This window comes from Salipiger sp. D13 (assembly GCF_003703915.1).
GTDB lineage: Bacteria > Pseudomonadota > Alphaproteobacteria > Rhodobacterales > Rhodobacteraceae > Salipiger > Salipiger profundus.
The window spans coordinates 136,792-152,650 of the sequence record NZ_ML112591.1 but is presented as its reverse complement, the minus strand read 5'-3'; the positions used below and the strand labels follow the sequence as shown (position 1 = coordinate 152,650).

The window sequence follows — 15,859 nt, the reverse complement described above, 5'->3', positions numbered from 1 at the left end:
GGCATGGACGATCTGCCCGCACTGACCTTCTCCGACGACCAGGCCGAGGCCTGGGACCGCGTGGCAGACATGCTGCGCGAGGCCGGCGTCCACCTCGATGACGGCTTCTGCGAACCGGCGCAGGAAGGACCGGGGCAGGTCATGGCGCTGATGGGCAAGGCGGGCTCGGGCAAGACGCTGCTGCTGTCGGAGCTTTGCAAGGCGCTCGAGGCGGCGGGGGCCGAGATCGTCTCGGGCGACTACGAGAACCGCAAGCGTCGCGAGACCCGCAGCTTCGCGGTGCTGGCGCCGACCAACAAGGCGGCGAGCGTGCTGCGCAACCGTGGCGTTCCGGCGACCACCATCCACCGCATCATCTACACCCCGGTCTATGACCCGGAATACGAGCGCATCGCCGAATGGCTGATGGGCAATGACGAGAAGCCCGAGATCGAGGGGCTGGGGGAAGAGGCCCTCGACCGGGCCTTTGCCAGCTACCAGGCGCACAAGTCGGTGCCGGCGGCGCTGGCGGCGGCGGGGCTGCGCGGCAGCGATTTCATCTCGGGCTGGAAGCGGCGCGAGGAGCCGCTCGACATCGGTTTCGTCGACGAGGCCTCGATGCTCGACGACCGCCAGTACGAGGACCTGCGAGAGATCTTCCCGAACCTCGTGCTCTTCGGCGACCCGGCGCAGCTCGCGCCGGTGAACCAGTCGGGCAAGATGATCTTCGACACGATGGACGAGGGGCAGAAGATTGAGCTGCATCGCGTCCACCGCCAGAAGGCCGACAACCCGATCCTCGATCTCGCGCATGCGCTGGCCGATCCGGCGCTGGAGTTTCATGAGTTCGAGCGCATGGTGGAGGAAAAGGCGGCACAGGACGACCGCGTTGTCTGGGCGCAGAGGGTCGAGGTCGACCTGATGGCCCGCTCGCCGGTGCTGGTCTGGCGCAACGCCACGCGGATCCGGCTGATCAATGCCTTCCGGGCGGTGCACGATGCGCCCGAGACCGAGCTTCTGCCCGGCGAGCCGCTGATCTGCGACGGGCTCGAGCTGCCGCTCAAGCACCGCAAGAAGCGGCTGGATCTCGAGGCCCGCGGCCTCATCAAGGGGGCGCAGGTGATCTATCTCGGGCCCGGGCGCAAGCCGGGGTTCTCGCGGCTGCACGTGATGGGCGCGCCCGATCCGCAGGTCTCGGCGGCCTCGATCGTGAAGATCGAGAAGCCGGACGAGGAAGAGCCGTTCATTCCCTTCGCGGCGCGCATGGGGGCGACCTTCCTGCACGGTGCGGCGGTGACGATCCACAAGGCGCAGGGCTCGCAGTGGGAGCAGGTGCAGGTCTTTGCGCCGGACCTCTACGCGGCAGCGCGCATGGGGCGGGTCGAGGCCGGCCAGCCGCTGTGGAAACGTCTTGCCTACGTGGCGATCACGCGGGCCACCGACCGGCTGCACTGGGTGGTGCGCAACCGGCTCGCGCGGCCGACCGGCCCGCTGCGGACCGATGATCTCAAGGCGCCGGCGGCGGCGCTGACACTTGAACAACAGGACGCCGACGCCACATGAGCGACTTCCACGATCCCCCGAGCGCCTTCGCGCAACATCTCGGTTTCGAACTGACCGACTGGGGCGAGGGATTTTCCCGCTACGAGATGCCGATCACCGAGGCGCTGGGCAACCGGCAGGGCATTCCGCATGGCGGAGTGCATGCAACGCTGCTGGATTCGGCGATGGGGATCTCGGGGTGCTGGACCGGCGACCCCGACACGCGCCTGCATGCGCTGACCCTGTCGCTCAATGTCCAGTTCATCGGGCGCGCGACCGGCACCCGGCTGATCTGCGAGGGGCGCCGCACCGGTGGCGGCCACAAGACGTTTTTCGCCGAGGCCGTCCTGACCGACGATACCGGCGTTCTCGTGGCCAAGGGGACGGGCGTCTTCAAGCGCCGTCCGGCCTGAGCGCCCGAGACGTTCAGTAGCCGGCGTCGCGGTCGACGAGGTGCAGGAGCGGCTCGCCGTCCTCGCCGCGCCGGATGTTCGCGGCGATCACGCGGGCAGCGCTGTCGACACGGGTTTCCGAGGCGATGTGCGGGGTGACCGTGACCTTCGGGTGCGCCCAGAAGGGGTGGTCCGCCGGCAGCGGCTCGGTGCGGAAGGTGTCGAGCGTGGCGTGAGCGATCTGACCGGCGTCGAGCGCGGCGAGCAGCGCGTCGTCGTCGATGAGCGGCCCGCGTCCGGGGTTCACGATCACTGCGCCCCACGGCAGCCGGGCCAGCCGGTCTGCATCCAGAAGGTTCCGCGTGGCGGGGGTGTCGGGCAGCAGCAGCACCACGATCTGCGCATCGGCAAGCGCCCGCGACAGCCCGTCGTCGCCGTGGAAGCAGGTGACGCGCTCGACCTGCTTTTCCGTGCGCGACCAGCCGGTGACCGGAAAGCCGAGGTGCGCCAGCATCCCGGCGCAGGCCTGACCGAGCGCGCCGAGGCCGAGCACCGTCACCGGGCGTTCGCGCGAGAGGGGCGGGACGTTGGGTTCCCACGCGTGCTCCGGGTTCACGATATGCGCATCCATCCCGAGATGGTGCCGCAGCACGTGGCCGGTGACGTATTCGACCATGCCCTGCGTCAGCCCCTCGTCGTCGACCATCCGCGTGAGCGGCGCGGTGAGTGTGGGGTTGCCGGTGATCTTCTCGACCCCGGCCCAGAGGTTCATCACCGCCTTGAGCCGCGTGTAGGGCGCGAAATCCTGCAGCTTCGAGCCGGGGGCGTAGACGATGTAGTCGACGGTCTCGGGTGCGGCGTCGCATCCCAGCGTGTAGTCGAGCCCGGTCGCATCGAGCGCGCGGCGCAGCGGTGTCTCGTAGTCGGCCCAGAGCTCGGGGCCGGCGGCGAAGAGGATGTTGGTCATCAGCGGGGCCTGTGGATATGGGCGCTCTGCACCAGTCCGAAGGCGACCATCAGCACCAGCATCGCCGAGCCGCCGTAGCTTACCAGAGGCAGCGGCACGCCGACGACGGGGGCAAGGCCCATGACCATCGACATGTTGACGGCGAAGAACAGGAAGAAGGTCAGCCCGACCCCGAGGATCAGCAACGAGGAATAACGGTCGCGGTTCTGCATCGCCGCGACGATGCAGAACAGCAGGATCAGCACGTAGAGCGCAAGAAGGGAGACGCCGCCGACGAAGCCGAATTCCTCGGCGAGCGTGTTGAAGATGAAGTCGGTGTGTTTCTCGGGCAGGAAGTTCAGCCGCGATTGCGTGCCCTGCATGAAGCCGCGGCCGGTCCAGCCCCCCGAGCCCATGGCGATCTTGGCCTGGGTGATGTGGTAGCCGGCGCCCAGCGGGTCGGTCGAGGGATCGAGGAAGGTGTCGATCCGCCTGAACTGGTAGTCCTTCAGCAGCTGCCACGGCGTGCCGCGCGACAGGAAGACGGTGTAGACCGCCCCGACGCCCGCCGCGATGACCACGCCGAAATAGGCCCAGTGCACGCCGGCCATGAACATCATGAGCCCGCCGGAGGTGAGCAGCAGGATCGCCGTGCCGAGGTCCGGCTGGGTCAGCACGAGAAAGGTCGGCGTCAGGATCAGCACGATCGGCGCCAGCACCCACACCGGGTGGGAGACGCGCTTCATCGGCAGCCAGTCGTAGTAGGCGGCCAGCACCATCACGAGCGCGATCTTCATCACCTCCGAGGGCTGCAGCCGCATGAAGCCAAGTTCGATCCAGCGCTGCGCGCCCATGCCGACCGAGCCGAAGAGCTCGACCGCCACCAGCAGCGCGAGGGCGCCGAGGTAGATCACCGCCGAGAGGTTGCGCCACAGCCAGATCGGCACCATCGCCACGAGGAACATCGCCGCGAGGCCGAGGCCGAAGCGCTTCATCTGCGGCTCGGCCCAGCGTCCGAGATCGCCGCCGGCCACCGAGTAGAGCATCAGGAAGCCGACACAGGCCACCGCCGACAGCAGGATCACCAGCGGCCAGTTCAGGTAGAGCACCTTGCGCCAGCCGGCGGGGGTCGTCTTGACGGTATACTCGAGGTAGCTCATGCGCGCCGGCCTTCCTCTTCGGCACGGGCCCGGCGCTCGCGCTCAAGGCGTTCCTGCTGTGCCTGGATGCGGCCCCGGTCCGAGGCCGGGTAGGCGTCGAGCGGGGGAGTGCCCTTGTAGAGCGCCTGCAAGGTGATGTCGCGCGCGATCGGCGCCGCGGTCGAGGAGCCGCCGCCGCCATGTTCCACGACGATCGAGACGGCGACGCGAGGGGCCTCGAAGGGCGCGAAGTTCACGAAGAGCGCGTGGTCGCGCTCTTCCCACGGAACGTCGGAGTTGCGGACCACCCGGTTCAGGACCTGGCTTGTGCCGGTCTTGCCGGCCATCCGCATGTCATCGGCGATGATGCGCGAGCGATAGGCGGTGCCGCGCCGGCTGTTCGAGACCGAGAACATCGCCTTGCGGACCCAGCGCAGGTGCTGCGGGTCGATGTCGAGCGGTGCGCCCGCCCCGGAGGGGGATTCGATGCCGCCGATGCTGCGCACGAGGCGGGGCGAAACCGCCCGCCCGGTGGCCACGCGCGAGACCATGATCGCCTGCTGCAGCGGCGAGGTCAGCACGAAGCCCTGTCCGATCGAGGCGTTCACGGTGTCGCCGATCAGCCATTCGGCGCCGCGCTCGCGACGTTTCCACTCCTTGTCGGGCATCAGCCCGGCGGTCACCGCCGACATCGGTACGTCGGGGGCGGCCCCCAGCCCGAGGCGGCGGCCCATGTCGGCGATCTTCTCGATGCCGACTTTCATGGCAAGATCGTAGTAGTAGACGTCGCAGCTGTCGCGCAGGCTGCGCTCTAGGTTGACGTGGCCATGGCCCGCCCGCTTCCAGCAGTGGAAGCGGCGCGAGCCGACCTCGAGGTAGCCGGGGCAATAGACGGTGTCGTCGGGGCCGATGATCCCGGCCTCGAGCCCGGCGAGCACGGTGACGATCTTGAAGGTCGAGCCCGGCGGGTAGGCGTCCTGCACGGTCTTCGATGCCAGCGGGCGGTGGTTGTTCTCGCGCAGCTCGCCATAGTCCTTGACCGAGATGCCGCGCACGAACTTGTTGGGATCGTAGGAGGGCGACGAGGCGATGGCGAGCACGTCGCCGTTCTCGACATCCATGACCACGGCCGAGGCGCTTTCCTCGCCGAGCCGCGCCTTGATGTAGTCTTGCAGCTCGCTGTCGACGGTCAGCTGCATGTCGGCGCCGGCCTCGCCCTCGCGGCGGTCGAGCTCGCGCATCACCCGGCCCACGGCGTTGACCTCGACGCGCTTGGCGCCGGCGGAGCCGCGCAGGCGGTCCTCGAACTTGGCCTCGATGCCGACCTTGCCGATCTGGAAGCGCGGGATGCGCAGCACCGGCTCGGGGTCCTCGTAGCGGGCAAGGTCGCGGTCCGACACCGGGCCGACGTAGCCTACCACATGCGCGAAGGTCTGGTGCTGCGGGTAGAAGCGGCTCAGGCCCACTTCGGGCGTGACGCCGGGCAGGGCGGGGGCGTTCACCGCGACGCGGCTGATCGCGTCCCAGCTGACGCGGTCGGCGATGGTGACCTGCAGGAAGGGCGGCGAGGTGCGCATTTCCTCGAGCGCGCGCGCGACTTCCTTCTCGTCGAGTTCCACCAGTGCGGAAAGGCGCCGGATGACATCCTCGACGTCGCCGGCATCCTCGCGGCGCATGGTGATGCGGTAGGTCGGCTCGTTGTCGGCGATCACCCGGCCTTCGCGGTCGAAGATCCGCCCGCGCGACGGCGGGATGAGGTGGATGTTGACGCGGTTCTCCTCGGCGAGCAGCCGGAACTCGTCGGCCTGGTCGACCTGCATGTGGTGCATCCGCAGCCCGAGCACGCCGGCGAAGGCCAGCTGCGCGCCGCCGAGCATCAGGCCGCGGCGGGTGATCTTGCGGGTGCTGTCCGCGCTCTCGCGTGGTGTGCGTCTCACAGGCTTCTCCCGGCGTGATCGAAGTCGCCCGGCGCCATACGACGGACCCCGAGCGGGTATTGCGACACCATGACCACCAGAGGATAGCAGATCACGGTCATCGCGTACTGCATGAGTGCCAGAAAAGAGGTTCCCGACGGCACGATCAAGAGGGCCAGGGTCAGACGATACACGATCGTGATCACGGCAAGCGTGGTGGCGACGCCGATCCATTCCATCGCGAAGGTGGTCTCGCGGTCGCGCCTGTCGCGCGATTTCAGGATCTCCGTCGCCAGCAGCACCAGCGCGGCCCAGAGCCCCGGCGGCCTCTGGAACATGATGTCGGCCAGCAGCATGACGCCCGCGACCGACAGCGCCGGCACGTAATCGGGCCGGCGCAGCGCCCAGGCGAAGCACATGGCGACCAGCAGGTCGGGCCCGGCGTAGCGCGGCGGCATCATGTCGAGCGGCAGCAGGTGGTAGAACATGATCGCCACGGCCAGCAGGACGAAGGTGCCGCGCATGATCCACGTGCGGGCAGGGCGGGACTCAGCCATCTGGCTGCTCCGGCGCGGTGCCGGCGGTGCCGGTGGTCTCGGCGCTGTCGCTGCCCGGCGGCACCTCGGGCAGGATGAGCGCCGAGGGCGAGCTCACCCGCCGCGCGCCGTGGTCGCGCAGCACGCGCAGGAACTCGAGCCGCTCGTAGTCGGCGGCAAGCCGCACCCGCAGCCGGCCGCCCGGGTCCTCGGCCACCTGACCGATCAGCAGCCCCGGCGGGAAGACATCGCCGTCGCCGCTCGTCACGATGCGGTCGCCCGGGCGCACCTGCTCGGAATCCTCGAGAAAGTCGATGGGCGGGGCGGCGGAGTTGTCGCCGGTGACCATCGCGCGCTGCCCCGAGGGTTGGATGATCGCCGGGATGCGGCTGGTGGCATCGGTCAGCAGGATCACCCGGCTGGTGTTGGGCCCCACGCCCGAGATCCGGCCCACGAGGCCGATGCCGTCCATCGTGGCCCATCCGTCGACGATGCCGTCGCGCGAGCCCACGTTGATCAGCACCGACTGCCGGAACGGCGAGCCGCTGTCGGCGAGCACGACGCCGGTGATGTAGGTCAGCCGCGGGTCGAGCCGCACGTTGTTGAGATCGCGCAGGCGGGCGTTCTCCTGCTCGAGTTGCAGCGCGGCTTCCTTCCAGGCGGTCATCTGGCGCAGCTCGCGGCGCAGCTCCTGGTTCTGGTCGTAGATCCGCTGGTAGCTCTGGAAATCCCGCAGGATGTTGACCGCCCCGGTCACAGGCGCCATCGCCCAGTCGAAGCCGGGCATGACCCGGTCGACGATCTGCGCGCGGAAGCGCTCGACCCGCGGGCTGTCGATCCGCCAGAAGATGAACAGCCCGACGAGACACAGCAGCAGGACCGACAGAAGCAGGCGCTTCAGCGGTCCCGAGTAGTTTTCCGAGGTGGGCCCGTTCTTTGCCATTCAACCCCTTATAGAGGCAGCTGTGGCACGCTCAAAGCGCGTCAGGAATCGTAGTCGATGGCGTGACGGAGCTGCTTCTCGTACTCCAGCGCCTTGCCGGTGCCGAGCGCCACGCAGTTGAGGCTCTCGTCGGCGATGGAGACCGCAAGCCCGGTCTGTTCGCGCAGCGCAAGGTCGAGATCGCCGAGCAGCGCGCCGCCGCCGGTGAGCATCACGCCACGGTCGACGATGTCGGCGGCAAGGTCCGGCGGGGTCGCCTCGAGGGCGGACATCACCGCTTCGCAGATCTGCTGCACGGGCTCCGACAGCGCCTCGGCCACCTGGGCCTGGCTGATCTCGGTTTCCTTGGGCACGCCGTTCAGCAGGTCGCGGCCCCGGATCTGCATCGACGAGCCACGCCCGTCGTCGGGCATCCGCGCGGTGCCGATCGAGGTCTTGATGCGCTCGGCGGTCGACTCGCCCACCAGCAGGTTCTGCTGGCGGCGCAGGTAGTTGACGATGGCCTCGTCCATGCGGTCGCCGCCGACGCGGATCGAACGGGCATAGACGATGTCGCCGAGGCTGAGGACCGCGACCTCGGTGGTGCCGCCGCCGATGTCGACGACCATCGAGCCGGTCGGGTCGGTGATCGGCATGCCGGCGCCGATCGCCGCCGCGATGGGTTCGGCGATGAGACCGGCCTTGCGGGCGCCCGCGCTCAGCACCGACTGGCGGATCGCGCGTTTCTCGACCGGGGTGGCGCCGTGCGGCACGCAGACGATGATCTTGGGCTTCGAGAAGGTCGAGCGCTTGTGCACCTTGCGGATGAAGTGCTTGATCATCTCCTCGGCGGTGTCGAAGTCGGCGATCACGCCTTCGCGCATGGGGCGGATGGCCTCGATGCTGCCCGGCGTCCGGCCAAGCATCAGCTTGGCGTCCTCGCCCACGGCCAGCACCTTCTTGACGCCGTCCTTGATGTGGTAGGCGACGACCGAAGGCTCGGACAGGACGACCCCGCGTCCCTTGACGTAGACCAGCGTGTTCGCGGTCCCGAGGTCTATCGCCATGTCCGCCGAAAAGGCGCCCATGAGTCTGTCCAGTCCAAACATGCTGTGCCCTGTCCCCAAAAATACCTGAATGGGCCTGCGACTCTGCCCGAGCCCAAGCCGGGGCCCTTATAGGACTGGATACTGCAGGGCGAAAGGGCGGGGCCACGCAAATCAGCGTGAAACCGCGCAGCTTACCTCGGCCAGCGCATCGGAACGCGCTCCTGAACGCGGGGGAGCGTGAGAAGCTCCATGTAGTGCTCGATCTTGTGGTCCTCGCCGGGGTGCACCTCGTCGGGGGTGAGCCAGTAGAGGCTGCCGACATTGCGGAAACCCAGGAACGACGGCGGCACGTGGCAGACCGTGTCGTCGACGCGGCAGATGTTGAGCACCCAGCCTTCGCCGTGCATCCGCCCCCGCGACTGGCAGGTCTTCGGCGCGGCAAAGGCGATTGCGGGAATGCCGAGGGAGGCGCCGACGATCTGCGCCGAGGCCGCCCCGAGGCTGTGCCCGACGATGAACTTCGGCCTGAGCCCCTTGGCGAAGGTGTAGACGATCTGCGCATGTTCGAGGAAGCCGCCGTGCCAGAGCGTGCCGCTGTCGCCGGGAACGACCTCGAAACCGTGCCCGTTCATCGGCTGGCCGCCGAACTGCAGGTTGAAATCGAACCAGTCCGAGAACTCGTTGGTCCCGGGGATCACCAGCGTGCCGTCCTTCATGTAGTGCGTCTGCACCCCGCGGATGTCGATGGAGGTATCGACCCGGGCCCCCAGCGCATCCGCATAGGCATCGCGGATCATCTCGGCCGCGGTCATCACCGACAATGTGGACATGTGAAATCTCTCCCGAGTGAAATGTCTCTGTGCAATCAATGGGGGAACGATACCGGGTTTTGCGCCGCAAAGGGAGAGTGTTCGACGCCTTTTCGCGTCATGGCGCTCGGCGTTGTTGGTCCGGACCGCGAGGCGCCATATGTCTGGCGCCAATGGACCCGAAAGCGAGGGAGAATGACGCATGGGACTGACCGTATACCTGTCGGGCGAGATTCACACCGACTGGCGAGACCGCATCATCGAGGGCGCGCAGGGGCTGGACATCACGTTCTCGGCGCCGGTGACCGATCACGCGGCGAGCGACGACTGCGGCGTGGCGATCCTCGGGGCCGAGGAGAGCAAGTTCTGGCACGACCGCAAGGGCGCGCAGATGAACGCCATCCGCACCCGCAAGGGCATCGAGGACGCCGACATCGTGGTGGTGCGCTTCGGCGACAAGTACAAGCAGTGGAACGCGGCCTTCGACGCGGGCGTCGCCTCGGCCCTCGGCAAGTCGCTGATCGTGCTGCAACCGCCCGAGCACGATCACGCGCTCAAGGAGGTCGACGCGGCGGCGCTTGCCGTGGCGCGCGAGCCGGAAGAGGTGGTGCAGATCTTCCGCTACGTGCTGACCGGCACGCTGCCGGGCTGATCGCGACGCGGAGGCGTTGCAGTTCCGCGGAATCTTATCTTGCGGTCATCGCTGGGGGCGGGTGGCGCGCACGTTCTTGAACGGGCGTTGTCGCAGTTCCAGACGGGGAAAGGGGGCTCTGCCCCCTCTTGGCGCATGGCGCGCCAATTCACCCCCGAGGGTATTTTTCAACCGGAGAAGCGGTGGGCGCGGCAAGGCGGGGATGGATGTGCCGTCTTTCGACCGGCGGACAGGGAAAGGGCGCGCCTCAGGAGCGCGCCCGACATCATTCCGGATCAAGCTGGTGTGCCGTGGCCCGACCGGTCAGGCGACAAGGCGGTAGCCGCCGGACTCGGTCACGAGGATGCGCGCGTTCGAGGGATCGGGTTCGATCTTCTGGCGCAGGCGGTAGATGTGGGTCTCGAGCGTGTGGGTGGTCACGCCCGCGTTGTAGCCCCAGACCTCGTGCAGGAGGATGTCGCGCGGCACCACGCCCTCCGTCGAGCGGTAGAGGAACTTGAGGATGTTCGTCTCTTTCTCGGTGAGGCGGATCTTGCGGTCGTCCTCGGTCACGAGAAGCTTCATCGATGGCTTGAATGTATAGGGACCGACGGTGAAGACCGCGTCCTCGGACTGCTCGTGCTGGCGCAGCTGGGCGCGGATGCGGGCGAGCAGCACCGGGAACTTGAAGGGCTTGGTGACGTAATCGTTGGCGCCTGCGTCGAGCCCGAGGATGGTGTCGGCGTCGGTGTCGTGGCCGGTCAGCATGATGATGGGCGCCTTCACGCCCTGCTTGCGCATCAGGCGGCAGAGCTCGCGGCCGTCGGTGTCGGGCAGGCCGACGTCGAGGATGATCAGCTCGTAGTTCTGTTCCTTCACGCGCGACATGGCGGCGGCGCCGTTCTCGGCCTCGAAGACCTCGAAGTCCTCGGTCATCACCAATTGCTCGGCCAGCGCCTCGCGCAGGTCCTCGTCGTCGTCCACCAGAAGGATGTTCTTGATCTGGGCCATGTTTCTGCCTCCGTACCGTTTACCGCTCACATGTAAACACCGTTGCGTGCGGACAAGTTTTGCTGCATCCGTCTCACGCCCTCGTGTTGAAGGAGGGCTTTTGTTACAAGGTTCAAGCTGTTTTCTTGCAGCACCGCCGATCCGGACTTGCCCCATGCCCCTTGCCCCGACCCTGATGGAAACCCTTGCGCGGGCGCGCGCCGATCTTCGCATGGGCGTGCCCGTGGTGCTGCGCGGCGCCGGCGGAGCCGGGGCGCTGGTGCTGGCGGCGGAGACCGGATCGGACGAGCGGATCGGGCTGATGCGCGCGGCCGGCGAGGTGGATCTCGCGATCACCGCCCGCCGCGCGGAGACGCTGAAGGCGCGGGCCTATGACGGCGACGTGGCGCGGGTGCTGCTGCCTGCGGACGCCGATCTCGGCTGGGTGCACGCGGTGTCGGACCCGAAGGATGACCTGACCGTTCCGATGAAGGGGCCGCTCGCGACCCGCCGTGGTGATGACGCGGCGCTGCACCGGCTGGCGATCACGCTGGTGAAATCGGCGCGGCTGCTGCCGGCGGCGCTGGTCCTGCCGCTCGCGGCGCCTGAGGTCTTCGCGGCGCGGGACGATCTCACGCTGGTCGACGCGGTCGCGGCGGCGCCCTGCCTCATGACGCTGGCGGCGCTCGATCACGTGGTCTCGGCGAAGGTGCCGCTGCGCGCGGCGGAGAACGCGCGGCTGCACATCTTCCGCCCCGAGGACGGATCGGACGAGCATTACGCCATCGAGATCGGGCGCCCGGATCGCGCGGCGCCGGTGCTGGCGCGGCTGCATTCGGCCTGTTTCACCGGCGACCTGCTGGGCTCTCTCAAGTGCGACTGCGGCCCGCAGCTGAACGCGGCGCTCGCGCGGATGGGGCAGGAGGGCAGCGGCGTGCTGCTCTACCTCAACCAGGAGGGCCGGGGCATCGGGCTGGCCAACAAGATGCGCGCCTACGCGTTGCAGGACCAGGGCTTCGACACGGTCGAGGCCAATCACCGGCTCGGCTTCGAGGATGACGAGCGGGATTTCCGGCTTGGCGCCGAGATCCTGCGGAAGATGGGCTTCGACGCGGTGCGGCTGCTGACCAACAACCCGGCGAAGATCGAGATGATGGAGCGCTGCGGCATCGCCGTGGCGGAGCGTGTGCCGCTGAAGGTGGGCGAGACGCCCTACAACGAGGCGTATCTTGCGACCAAGGCGGCGAAGTCGGGGCATCTGCTCTAGGGCGGGTGGCCCCGCGAAGGGAGATTGCGCATGGAGATGGTGCTGACACCTGCGGGGCTGCGGTTCGCCGGGCGGCTCTGGCCCTGCTCGATCGGGCGTGGTGGCGTCCGTGCGGACAAGCGCGAGGGTGACGGGGCGACGCCCGTGGGCGTGCACCGCATCGTCGGAACGCTCTACCGGCCCGACAGGCTGCCCGCGCCGGCGCCCTGGGCGCTGCCGATCCGGCCGGGGGATCTCTGGTCGGACGACGTGGGCGACGCGGCCTACAACATGATGGTGCGCGCGCCCTACGGCGGCAGCCACGAGACGCTGCGCCGGGCCGATCCGCTCTACGACATCGTGCTGCTGACCGACTGGAACTGGCCCGACGCCGAGCCGGGGCGTGGCTCGGCGATCTTCCTGCACCAGCAGCGGCGGCCGGGTTATCCGACCGAGGGCTGCATCGCGTTCCGCCGCGACCACCTGCGGCGCATCGCGGCGCTGGCGCTGCCCGGCACCCCGCTGATCGTGCCGGAGGCGCTGGCAGGCTGAGCGTGGCTCAGCGGCTCATGCGTTTCACGCTCATCGAGATATGCGCGCGGCGGATGAGAGCGGCGGCCTGCGGGTCACCGGCCAAAAGCGCGGTTTCGGTGTCGCGCATCTCGCTCAGGAAGATGCCGCATTCGGCAGCGAGGTCCATGTGCGGGATCGACTTCAGCCAGATCCGGGCGGTGCGGTAGTAGAGCCGTTCCGCCGTCTCGCGCAGCGCGGCGTTGCCGGTCAGCGACAGGCCGAAGGCGTGGTAGTCCATGTTGAGCGCGGCGAAGGCGCGCGGCTGCGGGGCGGCGACCAGCGCCTCGCCGCGCGCGATGTAGCCACGGAGCTCGGTGAGAACCTCGGGGGTCACGGGCAGGGGCGAGAGCTGCCCGGCGAGCTGGGCCAGCTCCAGCCGCAGCGCGTAGACCTGCGCCATTTCCGCAAGATCGACGTCGGTCACCAGCGTGCCGACGCCGTGGCGGCTGGTCAGCAGGCCCTCGTCCTCGAGCCGGGCGAGCACCCGGCGCAGCGGCGTGCGCGAGGTGCCGAACTCGGCGGCGAGGGTTTCTTCGGACAGGCGCGTGCCCGGCGGGTAGTCGAGCAGGCAGATCCGCGCGCGCAGTTCCGCGTGAAGACGCTGGAACCGCGCGGCGGCGTTGCTCACGCGGCGACGCTTTTCGCGACGCCGTCGAGCATGGTCAGGCACTGCGACAGCTGCTCGCGCGAGACGAACTCGTCGGGCTTGTGGGCCTGGGCGATCGAGCCCGGACCGCAGACCACCACCGACATGCCCATTTCCTGGAACAGGCCGGCCTCGGTGCCGAAGGGCACCACGTCGCAATCGCTGTTGCCGGTGAGCTGGGCGACCAGATCGCGCGCGGCATTGTCGGGCAGGGGCTCGAGGCCCGCGACCTCGCCGATGACCTGGGTCTCGACGCGGGCGGCGGGGTTCACCTTGCGCATGGCGGGCAGCAGCTCGGTCTCGACGTAGGCGTGCAGCGCGTCCTTGACGAACTCGGTGTCGCCGGCCTGCACCGGGCGCATCTCCCAGTCGACCTCGGCGAAGCCGGGGATGACGTTGTGCGCGACGCCGCCGTAGAGCCGGCCGACGTTGACCGTGGTCCACGGAGGATCGAAGCGCGAGTTGGCGGGCACCCGGCCCTTGAGCGTCTCGGCGAGGCTCATCAGCTTGGTCACGTAGCGCACCGCGTATTCCACCGCGTTCACGCCGCGCTCGGGGGCCGAGCCGTGACCTTCGAGTCCGTGGAAGCGACAGGTGTATTCGCAGCAGCCCTTGTGGCCTTCGATGATGCGCATGTCGGTGGGTTCGCCGACGATGGCCATGCGCGGCGCGTAGCCGCGCTTCTGCAGCTCGGGCACGAGCGCGCGGGCGCCCATGCAGCCGACTTCCTCGTCATGGGTGAAGCACAGGTGCACCGGCCGCTTCAGCGGGGTCTTTGCCAGAGGGTCCGCCATGGCGACGGCAGCGGCGATGAAGCCCTTCATGTCGCAGGCGCCGCGGCCGTGCAGCAGGTCGTCGCGCTCGGTCATGTGGAAGGGGTTCGAATGCCAGACTTGGTCGGTGACCGGCACCACGTCGGAGTGACCCGAGAGCACGACGCCGCCCGGCACATCGGGGCCGATGGTTGCGAACATGTTGGCCTTGGCCCCCGAATCGTCGGCGAAGAGCTCGACCTTCGCGCCGTGATGTTCGAGCCAGTTGGCCATCCATGCCATCATGTCGAGGTTGCTGTCGCTCGACACGGTGGGGAAGGAGATGAGGTCTGCGAGGATCGCTTCGGTCTCTTTCAGCATGGTGTCAGTCCTTTACGAACATCTTGCGGGGGCGGTCGCAAAGGCATTCCGCCGGTCCGTCTTCGGTGATGAGGATGGATTCGGTGATTTCGAGGCCCCAGTCGGACATCCACAGACCGGGCATGAAGTGGAAGGTCATGCCGGGCTGGAGGATGGTTTCGTCCTCCGACCGGAGGCTGATCGTACGTTCGCCCCAGTCCGGCGGGTAGCTCAGGCCGATGGGGTAACCGCAGCGGGCGCCGCGTTCAATCCCTGCGCGTTCGAGCGGGGCGGCGAGCGCGTTGGCGATGTCGCAGGCGCGGTTGCCGGCACGGGCGACTTCAAGCCCCGCTTCCAGCCCCTCGACCAGCGCATCCTCGGCGGCAAGGAACAGGTCCGGCGGCTCACCGAGGAAGATCGTGCGGCAGAGCGGCGCGTGATAGCGGCGGTAGCAGCCGGAAATCTCGAAGAACGTCGCCTCGCCCTTGTTGAAGGGCTTGCCGTCCCAGGTCAGGTGCGGCGCGGCGGCGTCGGAGCCCGAGGGCAGCAGCGGCACGATGGCGGCGTAGTCGCCCCAGGCGCCGTCGGCACCGAGGATGGCGTCGCGCTGGATCTCGGCCACGATCTCGTTCTTCGGGATGCCGGGCTCGACCCGCTCGAGCAGCCCGTCGACGATCTTCTCCGAGATTCGCGCCGCCTTGCGCATGAAGACGATTTCCTCGGCCGACTTGATGTTGCGCTGCCAGTTCACCAGCGCGGTCGCGTCGATCAGCCGGGCCTGCGGCAGGCTTTCGGCAAGGGATTTGAAGGCCTTGGCGGAGAAATAGTAGTTCTCCATCTCGACGCCGAGCCGCGCGGTCTCGTGGCCCATGCCGACGAGCCGCTGCGCGAGGTCCTCCATCGGGTGGCGCTCGGTCGACTGCACGTAGTTGTCGGCGTAGCCGATGACGCGGTCGTCGCCCATCCACACCGTGCGCACGGCGCCGTTGGTGTCCTGGTTGCGGCCCCACCAGACCGGGTCGGCATCCTGGAAGACGAGCACGCCCTGGTGCACGTAGAACGACCAGCCGTCATAGGCCGTGAGCCACGCCATGTTCGAGGGATCGGTGACCAGCAGCACGTCGATTCCCGCCCGGTCCATCGCGGCGCGGGTGAGCCCGAGGCGGCGTTCGTACTCCGCTTCGGAAAAGGGCAGGTCTTTCTGGAATCGATGCTGGCGCATTCGGGCTCTCCGGGAGGGTCGTGTCGGCCCAGCTAGACACTTGTGCACAACTCGGGCCGCCAAAAACCGACACGCGGAGTCGCAAGTGTGCACCGATTGATGAAAAACGCCGCGGCTGCTGACAAGTTGTGCATCTCGCGCATCATCCAGGTCCGCAAACGACGCCCAGATGGCGATTCCCGGCCCTGAAAAGGTGTGGACGCGTGGTC

General features: G+C 68.3%; 16 protein-coding genes. 5 read left to right on the top strand and 11 right to left on the bottom strand.

All coding sequences use genetic code 11. The annotated features are described in order from the left end of the window. Positions 1 to 3: 3 nt before the first annotated feature. Positions 4 to 1,542 carry an ATP-dependent DNA helicase gene (locus tag D6860_RS05020; RefSeq protein WP_076622434.1) on the top strand — a complete coding sequence of 513 codons (1,539 nt, stop codon included), beginning with the start codon at positions 4 to 6 and terminating at the stop codon, positions 1,540 to 1,542. Next, positions 1,539 to 1,934: a PaaI family thioesterase gene (locus D6860_RS05015; protein ID WP_076622433.1), complete on the top strand. Its 396-nt coding sequence runs from the start codon at positions 1,539 to 1,541 to the stop codon at positions 1,932 to 1,934. The genes D6860_RS05020 and D6860_RS05015 overlap by 4 nt, the downstream gene beginning before the upstream one ends. A gap of 13 nt (positions 1,935 to 1,947) precedes the next feature. Here D6860_RS05015 and D6860_RS05010 read toward each other — a convergent pair whose 3' ends face one another. From D6860_RS05010 to D6860_RS04980, 7 genes are all read right to left on the bottom strand, one after another. After that, positions 1,948 to 2,880, bottom strand: coding sequence for a 2-hydroxyacid dehydrogenase (locus tag D6860_RS05010; RefSeq protein ID WP_076622432.1), 933 nt, complete (start codon positions 2,878 to 2,880; stop codon positions 1,948 to 1,950). After that, positions 2,880 to 4,019, bottom strand: coding sequence for a rod shape-determining protein RodA (rodA, locus tag D6860_RS05005; protein ID WP_076622431.1), 1,140 nt, complete (start codon positions 4,017 to 4,019; stop codon positions 2,880 to 2,882). Before rodA ends, D6860_RS05010 begins: the two co-directional genes overlap by 1 nt. Then, positions 4,016 to 5,935: a penicillin-binding protein 2 gene (gene mrdA / locus D6860_RS05000; RefSeq protein ID WP_076622430.1), complete on the bottom strand. Its 1,920-nt coding sequence runs from the start codon at positions 5,933 to 5,935 to the stop codon at positions 4,016 to 4,018. Before mrdA ends, rodA begins: the two co-directional genes overlap by 4 nt. Continuing rightward, positions 5,932 to 6,471, bottom strand: coding sequence for a hypothetical protein (locus D6860_RS04995; RefSeq protein WP_017467502.1), 540 nt, complete (start codon positions 6,469 to 6,471; stop codon positions 5,932 to 5,934). Before D6860_RS04995 ends, mrdA begins: the two co-directional genes overlap by 4 nt. Beyond that, the gene (gene mreC, locus D6860_RS04990) at positions 6,464 to 7,393 is read right to left on the bottom strand and encodes a rod shape-determining protein MreC (protein ID WP_076622429.1); all 930 of its coding nucleotides are present in this window, start codon (positions 7,391 to 7,393) and stop codon (positions 6,464 to 6,466) included. Before mreC ends, D6860_RS04995 begins: the two co-directional genes overlap by 8 nt. Before the next feature lie 41 nt (positions 7,394 to 7,434). After that, positions 7,435 to 8,481 (bottom strand): rod shape-determining protein, encoded by a 1,047-nt coding sequence (locus D6860_RS04985; protein WP_076622428.1) that lies wholly within the window; start codon positions 8,479 to 8,481, stop codon positions 7,435 to 7,437. 131 nt (positions 8,482 to 8,612) lie between these two features. Further along, the gene (locus tag D6860_RS04980; protein WP_076622427.1) at positions 8,613 to 9,251 is read right to left on the bottom strand and encodes an alpha/beta hydrolase family protein; all 639 of its coding nucleotides are present in this window, start codon (positions 9,249 to 9,251) and stop codon (positions 8,613 to 8,615) included. Between the two features lie 181 nt (positions 9,252 to 9,432). Between D6860_RS04980 and D6860_RS04975 the strand changes: the two genes are divergently transcribed. After that, complete coding sequence (locus D6860_RS04975; protein WP_017467560.1) at positions 9,433 to 9,882, top strand: YtoQ family protein; 450 nt, start codon at positions 9,433 to 9,435, stop codon at positions 9,880 to 9,882. 303 nt (positions 9,883 to 10,185) lie between these two features. On the opposite strand, the gene D6860_RS04970 is transcribed toward D6860_RS04975, so the two are convergent. Continuing rightward, entirely contained in the window at positions 10,186 to 10,872 is a 687-nt protein-coding gene (locus tag D6860_RS04970) for a response regulator transcription factor (RefSeq protein ID WP_076622426.1), read from the bottom strand. 154 nt (positions 10,873 to 11,026) lie between these two features. Here D6860_RS04970 and ribA point away from each other — a divergent pair, with 154 nt between their 5' ends. Further along, positions 11,027 to 12,118: a GTP cyclohydrolase II gene (ribA, locus tag D6860_RS04965; RefSeq protein WP_076622425.1), complete on the top strand. Its 1,092-nt coding sequence runs from the start codon at positions 11,027 to 11,029 to the stop codon at positions 12,116 to 12,118. Between the two features lie 30 nt (positions 12,119 to 12,148). Beyond that, a complete protein-coding gene (locus D6860_RS04960) occupies positions 12,149 to 12,649 on the top strand; it encodes a L,D-transpeptidase family protein (protein ID WP_076622424.1) in 501 nt (166 codons plus the stop codon). A gap of 7 nt (positions 12,650 to 12,656) precedes the next feature. Here the strand turns inward: D6860_RS04960 and D6860_RS04955 are convergent, their stop codons facing one another. Genes D6860_RS04955 through D6860_RS04945 form a run of 3 tightly spaced genes read right to left on the bottom strand, consistent with a single transcriptional unit; the run spans position 12,657 to position 15,650 of the window. Then, on the bottom strand, positions 12,657 to 13,298 hold the full coding sequence (locus D6860_RS04955) for a GntR family transcriptional regulator (RefSeq protein ID WP_076622423.1): 642 nt from the start codon (positions 13,296 to 13,298) through the stop codon (positions 12,657 to 12,659). After that, entirely contained in the window at positions 13,295 to 14,449 is a 1,155-nt protein-coding gene (gene argE, locus D6860_RS04950) for an acetylornithine deacetylase (RefSeq protein WP_076622422.1), read from the bottom strand. The genes D6860_RS04955 and argE overlap by 4 nt, the downstream gene beginning before the upstream one ends. Before the next feature lie 4 nt (positions 14,450 to 14,453). Next, positions 14,454 to 15,650, bottom strand: coding sequence for a M24 family metallopeptidase (locus tag D6860_RS04945; protein WP_017467530.1), 1,197 nt, complete (start codon positions 15,648 to 15,650; stop codon positions 14,454 to 14,456). Positions 15,651 to 15,859 lie beyond the last annotated feature (209 nt).